The sequence below is a fragment of the Streptomyces sp. NPDC004542 genome, from assembly GCF_040610035.1.
Taxonomy (GTDB): Bacteria; Actinomycetota; Actinomycetes; order Streptomycetales; family Streptomycetaceae; genus Streptomyces.
In genome coordinates, this window is record NZ_JBEXLP010000062.1 from 1 (window position 1) to 19550 (window position 19550).

Consider the following 19550-nt stretch of genomic DNA (forward strand, 5'->3'; position numbering starts at 1 on the left):
ACAAGCACCAACACATGCTCATCCGCACCCACCGCGAACAACCACGCCCGAACCGGCACCTCAACCGACAAGTCGAACGCATGACCAGCCACACGGACGACTTCAGTGGCCAGCTCCATCGGGCCGTCGGCGGCCTGCTGCTCCGTCGGAGTCGGCAGATCCTCGAGGGCCTGGAGCCGCTCGTATGTCTCGTCCGCTTTGGTGACCTCAATCACCGGAAGGTCCAGGGACAGTTCGTCGACGTCGAGGACCCTCTGATAGGGCTCTCCGTCTTCGACCGGGAACACGGTGCGCAGTGCCTCATGACGTTCGAACACATCGCCTAGCGCGGTCTCGAGTGCCTCGCGATCCAGCTGTCCGGTGAGTCCCAGGACAAGCGGCGCGTTGTAGGTCGAACTCGGGCCGTCGAGCTGTCCGATGAACCACAGCCGACGCTGAGCAAAGGACAGCGGTATCCGGCCCGGGCGGTCAACCTTGACCAACGGGGGACGGGTCGGGTCCGAACCCGCCAAGAGCACGGCAAGTTCCGCAACCGTCGGGGCCTCGAACACATCGGCGATCTGCACCTCGATGCCCAGCAGGGCCCGAATACGGCTCACAAGGCGGGTGGCCAGCAGCGAATGCCCGCCGAGATGGAAGAAGTTGTCGTCGACCCCCACGCTCTCCACACCGAGGATCTCGGCGAATGCAGAGCACAGGATTTCTTCTCGCACCGTGGTGGGGACTCTGCGTTCGCCGCTGGTGTACTCGGGTACGGGGAGAGCCTTGCGGTCGACCTTTCCGCTGACGGTCAGCGGAAAGGCATCAAGCATGACGATCGCGGACGGCACCATGTAGCCAGGCAGCCGTTCGGCCGCAAAGTCACGTATCACACCGGGGAGTTCGTGTCCCCCTGAGCCGGGCATACTCCTGCCTCGACTGGCCCCGACGGCAACCACGTATGCCACCAGCCGCTTGTCACCAGGGGTGTCCTCACGAACGATCACCACGGCATGGGCAACCTCCGGGTGGGCGGCTACAACGGCCTGAACCTCACCCAACTCGATCCGATAACCACGGACCTTCACCTGGTCATCCACCCTGCCCGCGAACGCCAACTGACCGCTCGCAGTCCACCTGACCAGGTCGCCCGTCTGATACATCCGCGATCCGTCCGCCGCAAACGGATCGGCAACGAACTTCCGCGCGCTCAGCCCCGGGCGGCCCAGATATCCCCGAGCCACTCCGGCACCCGCGATGTACAGCTCGCCGATCACTCCCTCCGGAACCGGAGCCAGCGACTCATCCAGCACATAGACCCGTGTGTTGGCATTGGGCGTACCGATGGTCGGCTCGTCGCCCGGCTCCAGCGGGCCGGCCATCGTCGAGCACACGGTGACTTCGGTCGGTCCATAGGCATTGATCAAGCGCCGGCCCGGCGCCCAACGCGCCACCAATTCCCCGCTGAGTGCCTCTCCGCCGGACAGGAGAGTGGACACGGATGTCAGATCGTCCGAGCTCAGCACCCCCAACGCGGTGGGCGGAAGCAGCACATGTGTGACGCCGTGCCGGGCGACAACGTCCGCCAGTTCGCCGCCGGGCCGCAGTTCCCCAGCCGGCGCCACGATCAGGCGCGCGCCCGAGCACAGGGCCATCAGCAGCTCCCAGGTGGCCGCATCGAAGCTCGCCGATGCGAACTGGAGCACCTTGCTGCCCTGGTCCAGCGCGCACGGCTCAGCCTGCGCCGCCACGAGATTCACCGCGCCGGCATGCGTCAGCATCACGGCCTTCGGTGTCCCCGTAGAACCGGAGGTGTAGATCACGTACGCCAACCCGCTCGAGACCAGGCCGGTTTCGGGCGTTGTGGCAGGCGCGACCTCGAGCGCGGCCCGCATCGCGGCAGAATCCACAGCGACCGCGAGGACACGCCTGAGCGGAAGGTCGTCAAGGATGTCCTCCTCGCTCAGCAGCACCATGGCCCGGCTGTCAGCCAGCATGGCCGCAATCCGTTCCGCCGGATACCCGGGGTCGATTGGCAGGTACGCCGCCCCTGCCTTCCAGACCGCAAGCAGCGCCACGATGAGCTCGACACCGCGCTCCATCGCCACGGCGACCACCGACTCCGTTCCCACTCCCAGGGTGGAAAGATGGTTTGCCAGCCGATTCGCCCGCATGTCCAGATCCGCGTACGACAGCTGAATTCCATCGGACTCCACCGCCACCGCGTCCGGCGTCCGCGCCACCCAGCCGGAGAACACCTCGGGGATCGTGGTCTCCGCGACGTCGACTGCCGTGTCGTTCCACGCCGTGAGAACGCGATGGCGCTCGTCTTCGTCCAACAGGTTCGCATGGCCGACGGTGTCTGCAGGTGAGGCTGTCACCAGCCATTTCACGATGCTCAGAAAGCGTTTGGACGTTTCCTGCGTCGACTCCGCGTCGTGGAGGTCACTGTTCGCATTGACCCAGAGCTGAATACTCGGTTCGCCGGACCTGTCGTAGACATCGATCCGCGTATTGTCTGTCGGCCCGGTGCCGAGGATGTGGGAGACGATGGCGCAGTCGCCGAATGCCTCCGGGTAATCGAAAGGCATGACGTTGATGTGCAGACTGCACAGCGAGTCGCCGTGAACAAGCCTCAGGTCCCTAAGAGTGTCCTCGTAGCGGTAGCGCTGGCGCCGCAGCCCCTCACGGACTGACTTGTTGGTCTGCCGTACGAGATCCGCAATGGACGTCTCCCGAGCGATCCGGAGCCGAATCGGGATGTTGTTGGAGGTCATGCCAGGAACTCCAAGCTCCTGACGCCCCGCTCGGCCACTGACTGGAAGGCCGATGGTGACATCCCGCTCGCCGGCGACACGGTGTCGATATATCGCGGCGGCAGCGATCATCAGTCCGGCGAGGTTGGTCCTCAGTTTCCGGGCCGCTGCCCTGAGTTCGGTGGACTCATCGGCGTCGATGGCGCCCTTGTGCTGTAGCACTCTGTCCGAGAGCCGGCGCACTCCACGTCCGCCCGATCCGGATTGCTCGGACAGGTCTGCCAGAACCCCGAGCCAATACTCTCGGTCATGACCGAACTCTGCCGAGTCCCTGTAAGCGGCATCCGACTCCAGCAGCACGGACAACGAATCCAGGGCACCGGCATCGCTCTCCGCGCCGGTCAAAAGCGCCGCGTAGATGTCGGCTACCCGGTTCGCAAGTATCCTGGCGGCTCCGCCATCCGCGATCAGGTGGTGGTAGCGCACATACCAGAAGAAGCGGTCCTCGGCGAGCTTGAAGACGGCAAAGGCGAACAGGTAGCCATCGGTCAGAATGGATGCCGTGTGGAAGTCGTCGCGCATCCAGGACTCGGCGGCCGCTCGCGGATCGGGCTCGGAGCTGACATCGAGGAAATGGATCGGATAATCCCGCGCATCGGTGACGCACTGCTTCGGGACGCCGTCATCCAGGTGGAAACTCAGACGGAGGCCATCCGCTTCACCCACGGTGCGCCGCAGGGACTCCACAAAGAGTTCGACGTTCAGCTCACCGAATATCTCCAGGTATTCGGCGATGTTGTAGACCGGGCTCTCAGGTGCGAGTTGCTGTGCCTGCCAGATACCGAGCTGGCCGGCCATCAAGTTCTGGGTCTCACCTTTGTAAACAGCCATTCCCATCCACCCCAAAGTTTCCAACTCGCCTACCGGAAAGCCGGGGTGGGCCGCCGTCCAGGCAGGTCGAATTACGCCCAACTTCCCTGACTTGAAACTGCGCCTCGGTTGCTGGCATTTCGGGACCCGCCCACGGCGGCCTGGAATCACGCCACAGGGGTCATCGTTGCCTCGTTGCCTCGGCCGACCGAAACAGGGCCGACCGAGGCAAGAGAAGCCTTACTTTCCCATGGCCTCGATCAGGCTCTTGGGCCGCATGTCGGTCCAGGACTTCTGGATGTAGTCGAGGCAGTCCTGTCGTCCGGCCTCTCCGAACACGATCTTCCAGCCATCGGGTACATCGACGAAGACGGGCCAGAGCGAGTGCTGCCCCTCGTCGTTGACCAGGACCAGGTAGTTGGCATCGGGGTCATCGAACGGATTAGTCACCACGCCGTCCCTTCTGGGGTGAGTGAAATCGGGCAGCCACCGGCCAGCCCCGAATCACTATCAACCAGGCCCACATGGCTGATCAATCGTCGGCGATCAGCACTTCCGTTGTTCAACTGCGATGTGGCACCAGTTGAACAACCCTGGGGCGCAGACGGAATCTCCGCTGATTGCCGGCCCCCGATGCAGGCACCGGTTTCAACAGGCACACAGCAACGAACAACTACCATCCGTACTGCACTTATAGATACTATCCGGCTCAACAGAGGGAGCTACGGCCACTGCATCAGTGCCTGTTCGCGGCAGGTAGCACGATGTCATCAAGGGGACCGATCCGGCCGCAGGCCAAGAAGCACCAGGCGCACTTCACCCTGCCGGACCACCATCCGTCACGGCAGCTGTAGTTCCGGTGTCGGCGCCGGTCAGGAGCGTCGTGGGGCGGGTGCAGTCTTCGGCAGCTCACTCAAGGGGTCGATCGACCTCACGTACGCCCCCTTGCCCACTCCAACCAGCGCCGGGTCTGACTCAGAGTCGGCTCGTCTACAACGCCGTTAAGCTCGCCAATACGATGTTCCCATGCCGTGCACCGCGTCCAGGGCCTCTTCGAGCGTCCGGGTCTTCCGATCTCGCCGGCGGCCGGGCCGGTCGGTCAGGCCATAAGCGAGCTCCACGACGAGGCGAGAGGAGCGGTCGGGATCCAAGGACTGCGGGAACTCCTGCCTGACACCCTCGCCGGACCGCCTCAGCCGACAGTCCCTGCAGCAGAAGAAGCGACCTTCGGCGGAGCACAGAAGGCATGACGAGTCGGCGCTCGTCGTCTTTGAGCGCGGTCACGATCGGATGGAGGTTCCCCAGTCGTGAGGGAACGGGAACCGGATCCCCGCCTTCCTTCGGCCGTTGACTCCGCGCGTTGGGATGCGGGCCATCCGCAAGGAACAGCTCCAGCCCCGGCCCACCGTACGGAACCTTCTCAATGCGCTTGCCCGCTGGTTCCAGGCCGTGCCGTTTCGCGTAGTTGACGACGCGCCGCCACTCCGCGACCTCGTCGTCATCAGGGTCGATGATCCGAACGCGGCCCTCGGCGACGAGCCGCTCGATCAGCTCTTGAGCCTTCGCCCGCCGGGCCCGCGCGACGGGCCTCTCGCTGTAGGGCGTCCGAGGGCTGGCGGGCACTGCCGGCTCGCTGCCACCAGCGACCGCAGAGTCGTCGTCGATCATCAGGACCCCACCATCCCGCAAGGCATCGGCCGAGCGCCAGTCACTCGGCATCCAGGCTCCACCACCCTCGCTGGAAACGAGGCCGCTCGACTGCCCGTACTGCCGTACAGAGCCGAAAGGCACCCATCAGTAGTGGGAGTCCCCTGGGACTCTTCTGGGACTTCCGGCCCCATCAAGCGGCACGAGCGTGAAAGAGCCGAAAGGTCATTCGCGCAGTTCAGCGACCACACGCCACTCATCGCGGCAGGTCACCGCGTTCACTGGTCTCTTCCGGGACATCTGACAGGCGGCTGCCGCGTCGCCCCGTCCGACCTGAGATGCAGCGGGTCGGACGGGGCGCGGCGGCACCTCTCGGTCCCGGCGGCCGGGTCGGACTCAGCCGGTCCGCTCGACGGCGTACCCGACGAACGCCGTCCAGCTCCCCGGGGCGACGGCGAGGCCGGGACGGGTGGTGTCCTTGGAGTCCCGTACGTGAACGGTGTGGGCGCCGGTGGCCACCTCGACGCACTGGCCACCCTCGCCGCTGCTGTAGGTGCTCTTCACCCGACTCAGTTGCGTTGCGACCCTCATAGCTCTCCCAGCTACCCCTCGACGAAGGCCATCGACTCTCGTGGAGTGAGAGCCTGGGCCCGGATGGTCCCACACCGGGCTTCGAGCTCACGAACGGGTGTCCGCTCGGTGGAGAGGGAGCTGCTCTTCTGAACCTCCGCGTACGCGATGCGCTGTCCCGCCCTGGTCTCGATCAAGGTGTCACCGGCCACGCCGGCGTGACGCAGCAGTTCCAGCCAGTAGATCTGGCAGAAGGTCAGGAGCGCCCGGGCCCGGCGGTCGCCCTTGTCGAGCCGGTAGGCCTGGATGTAGCGGTCGGCGAGCTGCTGGTAGTCCGTCCCGTCCAGGTAGCCGTCGTGGTGGGCGTCCATGGTGTCAAACGAACGTTCCAGCTTGGCCGTGATGGCATCCCGCGCCGCGGCGGTCACTTCTCCTACCCGGAGACGAGGGGGCATGGCATGGACAGCCATGACCGAACCAGCACTGCGGCAAAACCTGCGCAAAGGGTGCGCACATCACCTTTCACCTCTTCGGGCGCCACCCTCACCCGCGGGGTCAACGCGGCCGGCGCAGTCCCGCGACGAGGAGGTCGACCAGCCGCCGTGCGTCGTAGCGGGGGTCGCTGTCCGCGCCGATGCAGAGGTTGCCGACGCCGCGCATGAGTTCGTAGGCCGTCGTGTCGGACCGGATCTCGCCGGAGGCGGCCGCGGCGTCGAGCAGTTCGGTGCACACCGGCAGGAGCCGGTCGAGGAAGTAGGCGTGCAGCGTGTCGGAACCGGCGTCGCCGGACTGCAGCACGGCGGCGAGTCCGTGCTTGGTGACCAGGAAGTCGACGAAGAGGTCGATCCACTGGCGCAGTGCGGCGTACGGGGTCGTGCCAGCCCCCAGCAGCTCCGGGCCGGCCTCGGCGCAGGCCTCCACCTGATGGCGGTAGACGGCGATGATGAGATCCGCCCGGGTCGGGAAGTGGCGGTAGATCGTGCCCGTTCCGACGCCGGCCCTGGCTGCGATGTCGCGTACCGGCGCGTCCACGCCCGAGGTGACGAAGACCGCGGCGGCCGCGTCGAGCAGAGTCCTCTCGTTGCGGCGGGCATCCGCCCGCTTGGGCCGGGCCGCCCGCCCCGCACCTTCGTCGCCGTCGACCACCCCACCGCTCCCTTCGCCTGCCGCGCCATGGGGCGGAACAGCGTTCCGCCCCACTTCTACCGGAACCCGGTTCCAGTTGAAGCATGATGCCAGAGTGCGCGCCGGCGACCCGGACGACGGTCGTCGCACCCGCCGGAGACATCCCTTTTATGGACATATGCCATCCTGTTCTTCAGGGAGGAGGCCGACGGATGGCAGGAACCGCGGACGGGGACCGACCGCAGCAGCCTCGGCTTCCCAACCTGCACTCACGCCTGCGCGCCGAGCTGGGCCGCATCGACGACCAGATGCGCGGCCTGCTGGACGCCATGGACCGGCTCCAGGGCCTGCTGGACGCGGTGGTGGCCATCAGTCGCGAGGTCGAGCTGCCGGCGGTGCTGCACCGCATCGTGACCACCGCCATGGAACTGGTGGGCGCCCACTACGGGGCGCTGGGCGTCCTCGACGAGTCCGGGGACCGCCTGGAGCAGTTCATCGTCGCCGGCCTGTCCGAGAAGGAGTACGGCGATCTCGCCGGGACCGACTTCCCGCTCGGACGGGGAGTCCTCGGCCACCTGATCCACCATCCCGAGCCCCTGCGGGTGGAGAACATCCCGGGCCATCCGTCGTCCGCCGGATTCCCGCCCGGCCACCCGCGCATGCGCAGTCTGCTCGGCGTCGCCATCACCGTCCGCGGCGAGATCTACGGTGACCTCTACCTCTCCGAGCGGCGCGACGGACGGCCCTTCGACGCCCACGACGAGAACGTCGTCCTCGCCCTGGCCGGCGCCGCCGGTATCGCGATCGAGAACGTCCGCCTGTTCGAACAGGTGCGCGTCGGGGCCGAGCAGTTCCAGCGGCTCCTGCTGCCGACCCTGCCCGACCTGCGGCCCTTCACCGCCGCCGCCATCTACCGGCCCGCCGCCGAGCCCAGCCGGCTCGGCGGGGACTGGTACGACGCCATTCCGCTGCCCGGCGGCGTCGTGGCGGTCGTCATCGGTGACGTGGTGGGCCACGATCTGAAGGCCGCCGCCGCCATGGCCTCCACCCGCAACATGCTGCGCGCCCTGCTGTTCGAACGGGGCGGCCCGCCCGGCGCGGTCCTCGCCCAGCTCGACCGCACGCTGCAGGCCATCACGAACCACCCCGTCACCACCACGGCCCTGGCCCGCATGGAACCGGCCGGGCCGGGGTGGCACCTGAACTGGAGCAGCGCGGGCCACGTGCCCCCGCTGCTGATCGCTCCCGGCCGCCGGGCGGAATACCTGTTCGCCGAGCCCGGTCTGCCGCTCGGGGTCGACTGCGGACAGTCCCGCCCCGACCACACGCGCTTCGTGCCCCCGGGCTCCACCGTGGTCTTCTTCACGGACGGGCTGATCGAGCATCCCGAGCGGCCCATCGACGAGAGCCTGGACGAGCTCACCGACCTGGCCACCACGTACGCCGCTCTCCCCCTCCAGGAGTTCGTCCAGGCACTGGCCGACCACCACCCGAGCGACGGTCACGACGACATGGCCGTCCTGGCCCTGCGCGCCCCGGCGGGCCGGGCGTACGACGGACCCCGGGCCACTGCCGAGGCGGAGGACGCCCGATGACTGTCGCGCGGGAACGGCTCCGACACGGTGGCGCGGCCGCCCTGGACGTCTGCGTCGTCGCCGCCCTCTACTACGGCTCGGCCCGGCTCGGCCTGATGCAGCAGCTGGTGCGCGGCCAGGTCACCCCGCTGTGGCCGCCGACCGGTATCGCCCTGGCGGGCCTGCTCCTGCGCGGGCCACGGGTATGGCCCGGGATCACGATCGGCGCGCTCCTCGCCAACCTCTCCCTCGGGCCCTCGGTCCCGGCCGTGCTCGTGATCGCGGCGGGCAACACCCTCGCCCCCTGCTGCTCGTACGCCCTGCTGCGCCGCACGGGGTTCCGCGTCGAACTGGACCGGCTGCGGGACGCGCTCGCACTGATCTTTCTCGGCGCGTTCGCGGGGATGCTGATCAGCGCGACCACGGGCAGCGGGACCCTGGCCCTCACCGGGGCACTGGGCGCGGACCGGTTCTGGCCGACCTGGTGGGTCTGGTGGACCGGCGACGCGATGGGCGTCCTGGTGGTGACACCGGTCCTGCTCGTCCTCCGCTCGGCACGGTGGCCCAGAGGGGCTCCACGGGCCCGTTGGGTGGAGGGACTGCTGCTCGTCGCGGCCACGGTCGGCGTCGGATTCGCCGAGACCGGCAGCACACCCCTGCTGTTCCTCGGCTTCCCGCTGCTGGTCTGGGCCGCCGTCCGCTTCCAGCTGGCCGGGGCCGCGCCCTGCGCCCTGGTCGTGTCGGCCTTCGCGGCCTTCGCCGCGGTCCGGCAGACGGGTCCGTTCGCCGGTCACGACGTGCTCACCGACATGATCTCCCTCCAGGCGTTCAACGGTTCCGCGGCGCTGACCGCCCTGGTCCTCTCGGCGGCCGTCAGCGAGCGCGACCAGTCCCAGCGGGAGATCGCCCGGGCCTGCGGGCATCTCGCCGACATGGTGGCCAAGATCGCCGAGGGTGGTCGCCTGCTGCCGTTCCCCGACAGCGCGAGCGACCAGGACGAGGAGGACGAGCGCGGGAGACGGACCGGAAGACCGCCGTGACCGCGCCCCCGTCAGTGCTGGACGGGGACGAGCACCACGTCCCGCTGTCCGACGGCGTGCAGGCGCGGCACCGGCAGGTAACTCTGGAAGCGCAGTTCCATGAGGGTCGCCTCGACATGGGTGGCGCCGGACACGACCGCGTCCCGGGGGATCCGGCCGGAGTTCTCCCAGCGGTGCTCGGCGCCGTCGCAGTGGGCGGTGCTGCCGGCGATGCCGTACCGGACGGACGAGGCACTCCGGCCGACGGTGGAGCCGACGAAGACCGCGGCCGAGTGGGGTGTGCAGCGGTAGGTGCCGGAGAGGGTGACGGTGCCGTCGGCGGTGAGGCGGCCGGTCCGGTCGACCGTGACGGTGTCCTTCGGGTCGGGGGCAGCGTGGGCGGCGGCACCGGTGAGCAGCAGCGCGGCGGCGCCGGCGGCCGCGGCGAGGACGGGGCGGACGAGCACGAGGGGCCTCCCGGATCGTGGGGTGGGGATGCTTCCACTGGTACCCGCCGGCGCGCGCCACTGGTGGGTCCGGGCGTGACCGTCACCCCATCGGTGGCGCGCCCCGCCGGAGGGGAACGCCCCTGACGGCTCACGGCAGCACGGCGAAGCCGTCCAGTTCCACCATCGCCCGGTCGTCCCACAGCCGTACGACCTCCACGACGGCCATCGCGGGGTAGTCGCGGCCGGCCAGCCTCCGCCAGAGGCGTCCCAGTTCGGGCGCGTGGCGGCGGTAGGCGGCGGCGTCCGTGGTGTAGACGGTGACGCGGGCGAGGCGGTCGGGGGTGCCGCCGGCCGCGCCCAACGCGGTGAGGAGGTTGCCGAGGGCCTGCTCGAACTGTGCGGGGAGGGTGTCGCCGAGGATCCGGCCGTCGGGGTCGAGGGCGGTCTGGCCGGCGAGGAAGACGAGCCGGCCGCCGGTGGCGACGACCGCGTGGGAGAAACCGGTGGGCAAGGAGAGCTCGGGCGGGTTGACGCGCTCGACGGTCATCGGGCCTCCGGACGGGCGTACAGCTCCTTGGCGATGATCCCGCGCTGCACCTCGCTGGCGCCCTCGTAGACGCGCGGGGCGCGCACCTCCCGGTAGAGGTGTTCGAGGAGGTGGCCGCGGCGCAGGGCGCGGGCGCCGTGCAGCTGGACGGCCGCGTCGACGACGTACTGGGCGGTCTCGGTGGCGAGCAGCTTCGCCATCGCCGAGCGCTTGGGGACGTCCGGGGCGCCGGTGTCGTACGCCGTCGCCGCCGCGTACACCATCAGCCGTGCCGCGTCCGTGCGCAGCGCCATCTCCGCGACCCGGTGGGCGACGGACTGGAGGTCGCTCAGCTTGCCGCCGAAGGCGTCGCGGCGGGCGGTGTGGGCGAGGGTGGCGTCCAGCGCCGCCTGCGCCATGCCGACCGCGAAGGCGCCGACGCTGGGCCGGAACAGGTTGAGGGTGCCCATGGCCACCCGGAAGCCGCGGTCCGGCTCGCCGAGGACGTCGTCGGCGGTGACGGGTACGGCGTCGAAGTCCAGGCTGCCGATGGGGTGCGGGGAGAGCATCTCCAGCGCGGCGCCGGTCAGTCCGGGGCGGTCGGCGGGCACCAGGAAGGCGGTCACGCCGCGGGCGCCCGCGGCGGGGGTGGTGCGCGCGAACACGGTGTAGAGGTCGGCTTCGGGCGCGTTGGAGATCCAGCACTTCTCTCCGGTGAGCCGCCAGCGGCCGGGGCCGTCGGGCCGGGCCGTGAGGGACAGGGCCGCCGCGTCCGAGCCCGCGCCCGGCTCGCTCAGGGCGAACGCGGCCACCGCGCTGCCGTCGGCGACGCGGGGCAGCCAGTGCTCGCGTTGGGCCGGGGTGCCGTGGGCGTGGACGGGGTGGGCGCCCAGGCCCTGGAGGGCGAGGGCGGTCTCGGCCTCGGTGCAGAGCCGGGCGAGCGACTCGCGCATCAGGCACAGGTCGAGCGCGCCGGAGGAGAACAGCCGGGCCAGCAGGCCGAGGCGGCCGAGTTCGGCGACGAGCGGGCGGTTGACGCGGCCGGGCTCGCCCTTGCCGGCGAGCGGGCGCAGCCGTTCGGCGGCCAGTGCGCGCAGTTCGGCACACCACGCCGTCTGCTCCGGTTCGAGTGAGAATGCGGACAACGCGACCGGTCCCCTCTCCCTTTCTCCCCTCGCTGCTCCCCCGACGGTATCGCGCAAGCTTGACTGTCGTCACCAAGACGATACGCTCGCTTGCGCGAGCCCACCATCAGCGCCAGTCCGGCAAGGGGGCGAACCGCCATGCACGTCTCCGCCCACGTCGACACCTTCGCGCGCGACCACCTCCCGCCGCCCGGCGAATGGCCCGAGCTGTGCTTCGACCTGCCGGAGCTGCGCTATCCCGACCGGCTGAACTGCGCGGCCGAGCTGCTGGACCACACCGACCCCGGCCGCCCGGTGTTCCACACCCCCTCGGGCCCGTCGTGGACGTACGGCGACCTGCGCGCCCGCGTCGACCACGTGGCCCACGTCCTCACCCGCGACCTCGGGGTGGTCCCGGGCAACCGCGTCCTGCTGCGCGGCCCGACCACGCCGTGGCTCGCCGCGTGCTGGCTGGCGGTGCTGAAGGCGGGCGCGGTCGCGGTCACCGTGCTGGCCCAGCAGCGGCCGCACGAGCTGGTGACGATGTGCACGATCGCCCGGGTGGGGCACGCCCTGTGCGACGTCCGGGCCGTGGACGACCTGGTGAAGGCCGGGATACCGGGCCTGCGGATCACGACGTACGGCGGGGACGCCCCGGACGACCTGCTGCGCCGCGCGACGCCGGGGACGCCGTACCGGGCGGTGGACACCGCGTGCGACGACGTGGCGCTGATCGCGTTCACCTCCGGCACCACCGGCCGCCCCAAGGGGTGCATGCACTTCCACCGGGACGTGCTCGCGATCGCCGACACCTTCTCCGGACATGTGCTCAGGCCCCGGGCGGACGACGTCTTCACCGGCAGTCCCCCGCTGGGTTTCACCTTCGGGCTGGGCGGGCTGGTCGTCTTCCCGATGCGGGCCGGGGCCAGCTCCCTGCTGCTCGAACAGGCCGGGCCCAGGCAGCTGCTGCCCGCGATCGCCGCGCACCGGGTGTCGGTGCTGTTCACCGCGCCGACCGCGTACCGGGCGATGCTCGAGGAACCCGGCAAGCCGGACGGCCACGACCTGTCCTCCCTGCGGCGCTGCGTCTCCGCCGGCGAGAACCTGCCCGCCGCCACCTGGCGGGCCTGGCACGAGCGCACCGGTCTGCGCGTCATCAACGGCATCGGCGCCACCGAACTGCTGCACATCTTCGTGTCGGCCGCCGACGAGCACATCCGGCCCGGGACGACCGGTCTGCCGGTACCGGGCTGGCAGGCGCGGGTGCAGGACGAGCACGGCGACCCCGTGCCCGACGGCGAGCCCGGCCTGCTGGCGGTGCGCGGACCGGTCGGCTGCCGCTACCTCGCCGACCCGCGGCAACGGGAGTACGTGCGCGACGGCTGGAACCTCACCGGTGACCGTTACGTCCGGGAGGGCGACGGATACCTGCGCTACGTGGCCCGCGCCGACGACATGATCATTTCCGCCGGTTACAACATCGCCGGCCCGGAGGTGGAGGACGCGCTGCTGCGCCACCCGGACGTGCTGGAGGCGGCGGTCGTCGGACGGCCGGACGAGGCGCGCGGACAGATCGTGGTGGCGCACGCCGTGCTGCGGGAGGGCGCGGCGCGGGACGCGGAGGCGCTGCGGGCCTTCGTCCGGTCCGAGCTGGCGCCGTACAAGTGCCCGCGCGAGTTCCTCTTCCCGGGCGCGCTGCCGCGCACCGCCACCGGCAAGCTCCAGCGCTTCCGGCTGCGTACCGGAGGTGACCTGCCCGAAGGTGACCAGCAGTGATACCGAAGACCTAAAATGATCAACGTGTCCGAGCAGCACGCCCCCCGGTCCCTCATCGTCACGCTCTACGGCGCGTACGGCCGCTCCATGCCCGGCCCGGTGCCCGTCGCCGAGCTGATCAGACTGCTGGCCGCGGTCGGCGTGGACGCGCCCTCCGTGCGCTCGTCGGTGTCGCGCCTGAAACGGCGCGGGCTGCTGCTGCCGGCCCGCACCGCCGGGGGCGCGGCCGGGTACGAGCTCTCGCCCGAGGCCGTGCAGCTGCTGGACGACGGCGACCGGCGCGTCTACGCCACGGCGGCCCCCGAGGACGAGGGCTGGGTGCTCGCGGTGTTCTCGGTGCCGGAGTCGGAGCGGCAGAAGCGGCACGTGCTGCGCTCCCGGCTGGCCGGCCTGGGCTTCGGCACGGCGGCGCCCGGGGTGTGGATCGCACCGGCGCGGCTGCACGAGGAGACCCGGCACACCCTGCAGCGCCTCGGGCTCGACGCCTACGTCGACTTCTTCCGCGGCGAGCACCTGGGCTTCGCGCCCACCGTGGAGGCGGTCGCCCGCTGGTGGGACCTGGCGGCGATCGCCAAGGCGCACGAGGCGTTCCTCGATGTGCACGCACCCGTACTGCGGGCCTGGGAGCGGCGCTCGGACACCCCTGCCGAGGAGGCGTACCACGACTACCTGCTCGCCCTCGACTCCTGGCGCCACCTGCCCTACACCGACCCCGGCCTGCCCGCCCGGCTGCTGCCCGCCGACTGGCCGGGGGCGCGGTCGGCGGGGGTGTTCCGGGGGCTGCACGAGCGGCTCAGGGACGCCGGGGCGGTCTTCGCCGGAGTGTGACACCTGCCACACCACGCGCCGCCAACAGCCGCGACGCGGTCCGGACCGGGCCGGGCCGGGCACGAGAAGAGCGGGACGCCCGGCCTGGAGGGGCACGTCGCCGCCCCGGCCGAGGTGAGCGGCGAGCGGGACGTGCGGTCCGCGGTGCCGGCGCGCAACGGCATGCTGTCCCTGGTCCCGGTGATCGCGCCGTACGCCGACACCGCGCCGGCCCCGGGTGACCACGCGGTCTCCCGCAGCGCGGGCGCGTTCGTCCTGACCGGCCCGGCGGACGGTCCCAGGCCCACCGTGGGCCGGGCGGAGGTCAGCTCCGCAGGGTGAGCCGGGGCCTGGGGGCGTCCGTGCGTCCGGTCTGCGGCGGTCTGCTGCCCGCCCGGTACGGTGCGGGCCACCGGACGCCGGGCCCCTCGTACCCCTGTTCCGCGGCCGCGTGCAGCGTCCAGTGCGGGTCGTACAGGTGCGGGCGGGCCAGCGCGCACAGGTCCGTGCGGCCCGCCAGGATCAGCGAGTTGACGTCGTCCCAGGAGGAGATCGCGCCGACCGCGATCACCGGGACGCCCACCGAGTTCCGGATGCGGTCCGCGAACGGTGTCTGGTACGACCGCCCGTACTCCGGCCGCTCCTCGGCGACCACCTGCCCGGTCGAGACGTCGATCGCGTCGGCGCCGTGCGCGGCGAAGGCGCGGGCGATCTCGACGGCGTCCTCGGCGGTGGTGCCGCCCTCCGCCCAGTCGGTGGCGGAGATCCGCACGGTCATGGGCCTCTCCTGCGGCCACACCCCGCGTACCGCGTCGAACACCTCCAGCGGGAAGCGCAGCCGCCGCTCCAGCGGGCCGCCTTAGGCGTCCTCGCGCCGGTTGGTCAGCGGGGAGAGGAAGCCGGAGAGCAGATAGCCGTGCGCGCAGTGCAGTTCGAGCAGGTCGAAACCGGCGCGGGCGGCCCGGCAGGCGGCGGCCGCGAACTGCTCGCGGATGTCGGTCAGCTGGGCGCGGGAGAGCTCGCGCGGGGGCTGGCTGCCCGGTGCGTACGGCAGTGGGGAGGCCGCCACGAGCGGCCAGTTGCCGTCGGGCAGCGGTTCGTCGATGCCCTCCCACATCAGCCGGGTGGAGCCCTTGCGGCCACAGTGGCCGAGCTGCACGCCGATCGCGGTGCCCGGGGCCTGCGCGTGCACGAAGTCGGTGATCCGCCGCCAGGCCTCGGTCTGCCTGCCGGTGTACAGGCCCGTGCAGCCGGGGGTGATCCGGCCCTCCTCGCTCACGCACACCATCTCGCTCATCACCAGCCCGGCTCCGCCGAGGGCCCGGGAGCCGAGGTGGACGAGGTGGAAGTCGCCGGGGACGCCGTCCCTGGCCGAGTACATGTCCATGGGTGAGACGACGACCCGGTTGCGCAGGGTCAGGCCGCGCAGCCGGAACGGGGTGAACATCGGGGGCGTGCCGGGCGGGCAGCCGAACTCGCGCTCCACGGCCCCGGTGAAGCGGGCGTCGCGCAGCCGCAGGTTGTCGTGGGTGACCCGGCGGCTGCGGGTGAGCAGGTTGAAGGCGAACTGGCGGGGCGGCTGGCCGAGGTACAGCGACAGGTTCTCGAACCATTGGAGGCTGGCCCGGGCGGCGCGCTGGGTGGAGGCGACGACGGGCCTGCGCTCCGCCTCGTACGCGGCCAGCGCCTCGGCCGTCGTGGGCCGCTCCGTCAGGCAGGCGGCGAGCGCGAGGGCGTCCTCGACGGCGAGCTTGGTGCCGGAGCCGATGGAGAAGTGGGCGGTGTGGGCGGCGTCGCCGAGGAGGACGACGTTGCCGCAGGACCAGCGGTCGTTGACGACCGTGCGGAAGGTGGTCCAGGCCGAGTTGTCGGAACGCAGCGGGCGGCCGCCGAGTGCGCCGGCGAAGAGCTCGGCGCAGCGCTCGACGGACCGCTGCTCGTCCGCCTCCGCGAGACCGGCGGCCCGCCACACCTCCTCGCGCATCTCCACGATCACGGTGGAGGCGTCGGCCGCGTACGGATAGCCGTGCAGCTGCATCACGCCGTGCTCGGTCTCGGCGATCTCGAAGCGGAAGGCGTCGAACGCGAAGTCGGCGGCGAGCCACAGGTAACGGCAGCGGTGCGTGGCCACCCGGGGCCGGAACACATGGGCGTAGGCCTCGCGGGTGGCGCTGTGCACGCCGTCGGCGGCGACGACGAGGTCGTACACCTCGGAGAGCCGGGCCGGACAGGGGGCTTCGCTGCGAAAGCGCAGCTCCACGCCGAGGTCGCGGCACCGCTGGTGCAGGATCTCCAGGAGGCGTTTTCTGCCCAGGGCGGCGAAGCCGTGCCCTCCGGAGGTCTGGCGGGTGGTGCGGTGGACGATGTCGATGTCGTCCCAGCGGACGAACTCCTGCCGGAGGGCTTGGTGGACGACGGGGTCGGCGTGCTCGATACCTCCGAGGGTCTCGTCGGAGAGGACGACTCCGAAGCCGAAGGTGTCGTCGGGGGCGTTGCGTTCCCAGAGGGTTATCTCGCGGGCGGGGTCCAGGCGTTTGAGGAGGGCTGCCGCGTAGAGGCCGCCGGGGCCGCCGCCGATGACCGCGATGCGCCGGGGAGGGCCGGTCATCGCGGGCGGCCGCGGGTCCGTGGCGGCTCGTCGCGCGGTTCCCCGCGCCCCCGGGGACGGCACGGTCACCGCCCTTGCCATGTCGGCGGCCTCTTCTCGGTGAACGCCGCGTGGAACTCCGCGTAGTCCTCGCCGTTCATCAGGAGTGCCTGGGTGGAGGCGTCCAGCTCGACCGCCGCCGCCAGGGGCATGTCCAGTTCGGCCGTGAGCAGGGCCTTGGTCTGCGCGTGGGCCAGGGCCGGGCCGCCGGCGAGGCGGCGGGCGAGGGCCAGCGCCGCCTCGTCCGCGTGGCCCTCCGCGGTCAGCTGGCTGATCAGGCCGATCCGCTCGGCCTCGGGTGCCCGCACGGGCTCGCCCAGCATCAGCAGGCGGGTGGCGTGGCCGAGGCCGACGACCCGCGGCAGCAGGTAGGCCGCGCCCATGTCTCCGCCGGACAGACCGACCCGGGTGAAGAGGAAGGCGAAGCGGGCCGACGGGTCGGCGACCCGGAAGTCGGCGGCGAGGGCGAGCACGGCTCCCGCGCCCGCCGCCACCCCGTGCACGGCCGCGACCACCGGGAAGGGGCACTCCCGTACGGCCCGCACGACCTGCCCGGTCATCCGGTTGAAGTCGAGCAGCTGGGCGGTGTCCATGGCGAGGGTGGCGCCGATGATCTCGTCGACGTCGCCGCCGGAGCAGAACCCGCGGCCCTCGCCGGCCAGCAGCAGGGCCCGGACCGACCGTTCGCGGGACAGCTCGGCGAGCAGGTCGCGCAGGTCGGCGTAGGCGCCGAAGGTGAGGGCGTTGAGCTTGTCGGGGCGGGCCAGGGTGACGGTGGCGACCCCGTCCGCGCGCGCGACGCGCAGGTGCTCCCAGTGGGCGGTGCGGGCGGCGGAGCCGGTGAAGGGACTCATGACGTGCGGCCTCCCGGGGCGGCGGTGCCACGTGACGCATGCTGGCTCTGTCCCACGAAGTTATCACTCGTTTGTGACTGTCGTCAGGAGCACGCGACAGAGTCGGGCGGCCCGGCGGGCCCGCGTCCGATCACATCCGGTCACAGCGGTCACAGGAAGTCGACACTCCGGTAACAGCGCGACTCGGCGCGGGAGGCCGGGCACCGGCCTGGGTAAGCCGCCTGGTACCGGGGGCCGAAGGCTCCCTGCGGTGCCCGTCGAGGGAGTCTGCGGCCGGGCCCCGTACCATGCATACGGTTGAAAGCAGGACCACCTGCGCCATGAACGGACCCGCCTTGTACGAACGCCCCTCAGCCCCCGCCTCCTGGCGCGTCGCGCTGCCGCACACCGCCGCCGCGGTGCCCGTGGCCCGCGCGCTGGTCCGTACGGCGCTGGCCGAGCAGGAGCACGCGGCCGACTGCGACACCGCGGAGCTGCTCACGGCGGAGCTGGTGGCCAACGCCGTGGAACACGCCGCGGGCACCGGTCCGATCGAACTGGTGGTGGAGATCGCGCCCACCGGCTGCCGGGTCGAGGTGCACGACCCGGATCCGGCGCCGCCCGGCCACCTCACCCGGGCCGTCGTCGAGGCGCCCGACCCCTGGCAGGAGGGCGGGCGCGGGCTGCTGCTGATCCGCGCCCTCAGCTCGGCCTGCGGGCACCGGCCCACCGGCGCGGGCAAGGCGGTGTGGTTCAGGCTGCCCGTGCTGCCCGCCCAGCGGCGTCCCGCGTGACCCCGGAAGGGGTGGATCAGGCCAGGGTGGCGACGAGGACGGCCTTGATGGTGTGCAGCCGGTTCTCGGCCTCGTCGAAGACGACCGAGTGCGCCGACTCGAAGACCTCGTCCGTCACTTCCAGGGAGGCCAGGCCGTAGGTCTCGTGGATCTCGCGGCCGGCCTTGGTGCCGAGGTCGTGGAAGGCCGGCAGGCAGTGCAGGAACTTCACGTCCGGGTTGCCGGTGGCGCGCAGCACGTCCATGGTCACCGCGTACGGCGACAGCGCGGCGATCCGCTCGGCCCAGACCTCCTTGGGTTCGCCCATGGACACCCAGACGTCGGTGGCGACGAAGTCGGCGCCGGCGACGCCCTCGTCGACCTGCTCGGTGAGGGTGATGCGGGCGCCGCTGCGCTCGGCGAGCTCGCGGGCGTGAGCGACGACGTCCTGCGCGGGCCAGTACTTCCCGGGCGCCACGATCCGCACGTCCATGCCCAGCAGGGCGCCGGTGACCAGGTAGGAGTTGCCCATGTTGAAGCGCGCGTCACCGAGGTAGGCGAAGGCGATCCGGTCGAGCGGCTTGGCGCAGTGCTCGGTCATGGTGAGCACGTCGGCGAGCATCTGGGTGGGGTGCCAGTCGTCGGTGAGGCCGTTGTAGACGGGGACCGAGGCGTACGCGGCGAGTTCCTCGACGTTCGCCTGACTGTCGCCCCGGTACTCGATGGCATCGAACATGCGGCCCAGCACGCGGGCGGTGTCCTTCACCGACTCCTTGTGCCCGATCTGCGAGCCGGAGGGGTCGAGGTACGTCGTGGTGGCGCCCTGGTCGGCGGCGGCCACCTCGAAGGCGCAGCGGGTGCGCGTCGAGGTCTTCTCGAAGATCAGCGCGATGTTCTTCCCGCTCAGGTACCGCGTCTCGGTTCCCGCCTTCTTGGCGGCCTTCAGCTCGGCGGCCAGCTCGACCAGACCGCGGAACTCCTCCTCGGTGAAGTCCAGCTCCTTGAGGAAGTGGCGGCCGGCGAGGGCGGTCGGGACTGTCGCCATGGGGGCGCTCCGGAGGGGGACGGGAACAGG

Annotated in this window: 15 protein-coding genes and 2 pseudogenes; 6 read left to right on the forward strand and 11 right to left on the reverse strand. The window is 71.0% G+C overall.

The window, feature by feature from the left end; all coding sequences use genetic code 11:
- The 5 genes and pseudogenes from ABZX30_RS26985 to ABZX30_RS27005 form a co-directional block, all read right to left on the reverse strand.
- Positions 1 to 3593: amino acid adenylation domain-containing protein (locus tag ABZX30_RS26985; protein ID WP_355937878.1), on the reverse strand; the 3593-nt coding region annotated here is incomplete at its 3' end.
- A gap of 252 nt (positions 3594 to 3845) precedes the next feature.
- Positions 3846 to 4055, reverse strand: a complete 210-nt coding sequence (locus ABZX30_RS26990; protein WP_355937879.1) for an MbtH family protein — start codon at positions 4053 to 4055, stop codon at positions 3846 to 3848.
- Positions 4056 to 5648: 1593 nt separating this feature from the next.
- A complete protein-coding gene (locus ABZX30_RS26995) occupies positions 5649 to 5843 on the reverse strand; it encodes a DUF397 domain-containing protein (RefSeq protein ID WP_355937881.1) in 195 nt (64 codons plus the stop codon).
- Between the two features lie 11 nt (positions 5844 to 5854).
- Positions 5855 to 6043, reverse strand: a pseudogene (locus ABZX30_RS27000) (Scr1 family TA system antitoxin-like transcriptional regulator); the annotation flags it as partial.
- A 334-nt stretch (positions 6044 to 6377) separates the two neighbouring features.
- Positions 6378 to 6968 (reverse strand): helix-turn-helix domain-containing protein, encoded by a 591-nt coding sequence (locus tag ABZX30_RS27005; protein ID WP_355937883.1) that lies wholly within the window; start codon positions 6966 to 6968, stop codon positions 6378 to 6380.
- A 191-nt stretch (positions 6969 to 7159) separates the two neighbouring features.
- Here ABZX30_RS27005 and ABZX30_RS27010 point away from each other — a divergent pair, with 191 nt between their 5' ends.
- Positions 7160 to 8542 (forward strand): GAF domain-containing SpoIIE family protein phosphatase, encoded by a 1383-nt coding sequence (locus ABZX30_RS27010; RefSeq protein ID WP_355937885.1) that lies wholly within the window; start codon positions 7160 to 7162, stop codon positions 8540 to 8542.
- Complete coding sequence (locus ABZX30_RS27015; RefSeq protein ID WP_355937887.1) at positions 8539 to 9561, forward strand: MASE1 domain-containing protein; 1023 nt, start codon at positions 8539 to 8541, stop codon at positions 9559 to 9561. Before ABZX30_RS27010 ends, ABZX30_RS27015 begins: the two co-directional genes overlap by 4 nt.
- 11 nt (positions 9562 to 9572) lie before the next feature.
- Here ABZX30_RS27015 and ABZX30_RS27020 read toward each other — a convergent pair whose 3' ends face one another.
- The 3 genes from ABZX30_RS27020 to ABZX30_RS27030 form a co-directional block, all read right to left on the reverse strand.
- Complete coding sequence (locus ABZX30_RS27020; RefSeq protein WP_355937888.1) at positions 9573 to 10007, reverse strand: DUF6299 family protein; 435 nt, start codon at positions 10005 to 10007, stop codon at positions 9573 to 9575.
- A 130-nt stretch (positions 10008 to 10137) separates the two neighbouring features.
- Positions 10138 to 10536, reverse strand: coding sequence for a RidA family protein (locus ABZX30_RS27025; protein ID WP_355937890.1), 399 nt, complete (start codon positions 10534 to 10536; stop codon positions 10138 to 10140).
- Positions 10533 to 11660, reverse strand: coding sequence for an acyl-CoA dehydrogenase family protein (locus tag ABZX30_RS27030; protein ID WP_355937892.1), 1128 nt, complete (start codon positions 11658 to 11660; stop codon positions 10533 to 10535). Before ABZX30_RS27030 ends, ABZX30_RS27025 begins: the two co-directional genes overlap by 4 nt.
- 138 nt (positions 11661 to 11798) lie before the next feature.
- Between ABZX30_RS27030 and ABZX30_RS27035 the strand changes: the two genes are divergently transcribed.
- From ABZX30_RS27035 to ABZX30_RS27045, 3 genes are all read left to right on the forward strand, one after another.
- On the forward strand, positions 11799 to 13415 hold the full coding sequence (locus ABZX30_RS27035; RefSeq protein ID WP_355937894.1) for an AMP-binding protein: 1617 nt from the start codon (positions 11799 to 11801) through the stop codon (positions 13413 to 13415).
- Between the two features lie 15 nt (positions 13416 to 13430).
- The gene (locus tag ABZX30_RS27040) at positions 13431 to 14243 is read left to right on the forward strand and encodes a PaaX family transcriptional regulator C-terminal domain-containing protein (RefSeq protein WP_355937896.1); all 813 of its coding nucleotides are present in this window, start codon (positions 13431 to 13433) and stop codon (positions 14241 to 14243) included.
- Between the two features lie 114 nt (positions 14244 to 14357).
- Positions 14358 to 14564, forward strand: coding sequence for a hypothetical protein (locus ABZX30_RS27045; protein WP_355937898.1), 207 nt, complete (start codon positions 14358 to 14360; stop codon positions 14562 to 14564).
- Here ABZX30_RS27045 and ABZX30_RS27050 read toward each other — a convergent pair.
- Positions 14548 to 16830 (reverse strand): annotated as a pseudogene (locus ABZX30_RS27050) (bifunctional salicylyl-CoA 5-hydroxylase/oxidoreductase). The gene ABZX30_RS27045 and the pseudogene ABZX30_RS27050 overlap by 17 nt on opposite strands.
- Positions 16831 to 16895: 65 nt before the next feature.
- Positions 16896 to 17723, reverse strand: a complete 828-nt coding sequence (locus tag ABZX30_RS27055; RefSeq protein WP_355937900.1) for an enoyl-CoA hydratase family protein — start codon at positions 17721 to 17723, stop codon at positions 16896 to 16898.
- 320 nt (positions 17724 to 18043) lie between these two features.
- Here ABZX30_RS27055 and ABZX30_RS27060 point away from each other — a divergent pair, with 320 nt between their 5' ends.
- Positions 18044 to 18496 carry an ATP-binding protein gene (locus ABZX30_RS27060; protein ID WP_355937902.1) on the forward strand — a complete coding sequence of 151 codons (453 nt, stop codon included), beginning with the start codon at positions 18044 to 18046 and terminating at the stop codon, positions 18494 to 18496.
- Between the two features lie 16 nt (positions 18497 to 18512).
- On the opposite strand, the gene argF is transcribed toward ABZX30_RS27060, so the two are convergent.
- Complete coding sequence (gene argF, locus ABZX30_RS27065; RefSeq protein ID WP_355937904.1) at positions 18513 to 19520, reverse strand: ornithine carbamoyltransferase; 1008 nt, start codon at positions 19518 to 19520, stop codon at positions 18513 to 18515.
- Positions 19521 to 19550 lie beyond the last annotated feature (30 nt).

Excerpts from the sequence above, each read along its gene's own strand:
- ABZX30_RS26995 (WP_355937881.1), bottom strand. The coding sequence starts at position 5,843 with ATGAGGGTCGCAACGCAACTGAGTCGGGTGAAGAGCACCTACAGCAGC.
- ABZX30_RS27010 (WP_355937885.1), top strand. The coding sequence starts at position 7,160 with ATGGCAGGAACCGCGGACGGGGACCGACCGCAGCAGCCTCGGCTTCCC.
- ABZX30_RS27015 (WP_355937887.1), top strand. The coding sequence starts at position 8,539 with ATGACTGTCGCGCGGGAACGGCTCCGACACGGTGGCGCGGCCGCCCTG.
- ABZX30_RS27025 (WP_355937890.1), bottom strand. The coding sequence starts at position 10,536 with ATGACCGTCGAGCGCGTCAACCCGCCCGAGCTCTCCTTGCCCACCGGT.
- ABZX30_RS27035 (WP_355937894.1), top strand. The coding sequence starts at position 11,799 with ATGCACGTCTCCGCCCACGTCGACACCTTCGCGCGCGACCACCTCCCG.
- ABZX30_RS27040 (WP_355937896.1), top strand. The coding sequence starts at position 13,431 with ATGATCAACGTGTCCGAGCAGCACGCCCCCCGGTCCCTCATCGTCACG.
- ABZX30_RS27055 (WP_355937900.1), bottom strand. The coding sequence starts at position 17,723 with ATGAGTCCCTTCACCGGCTCCGCCGCCCGCACCGCCCACTGGGAGCAC.
- ABZX30_RS27060 (WP_355937902.1), top strand. The coding sequence starts at position 18,044 with ATGAACGGACCCGCCTTGTACGAACGCCCCTCAGCCCCCGCCTCCTGG.
- argF (WP_355937904.1), bottom strand. The coding sequence starts at position 19,520 with ATGGCGACAGTCCCGACCGCCCTCGCCGGCCGCCACTTCCTCAAGGAG.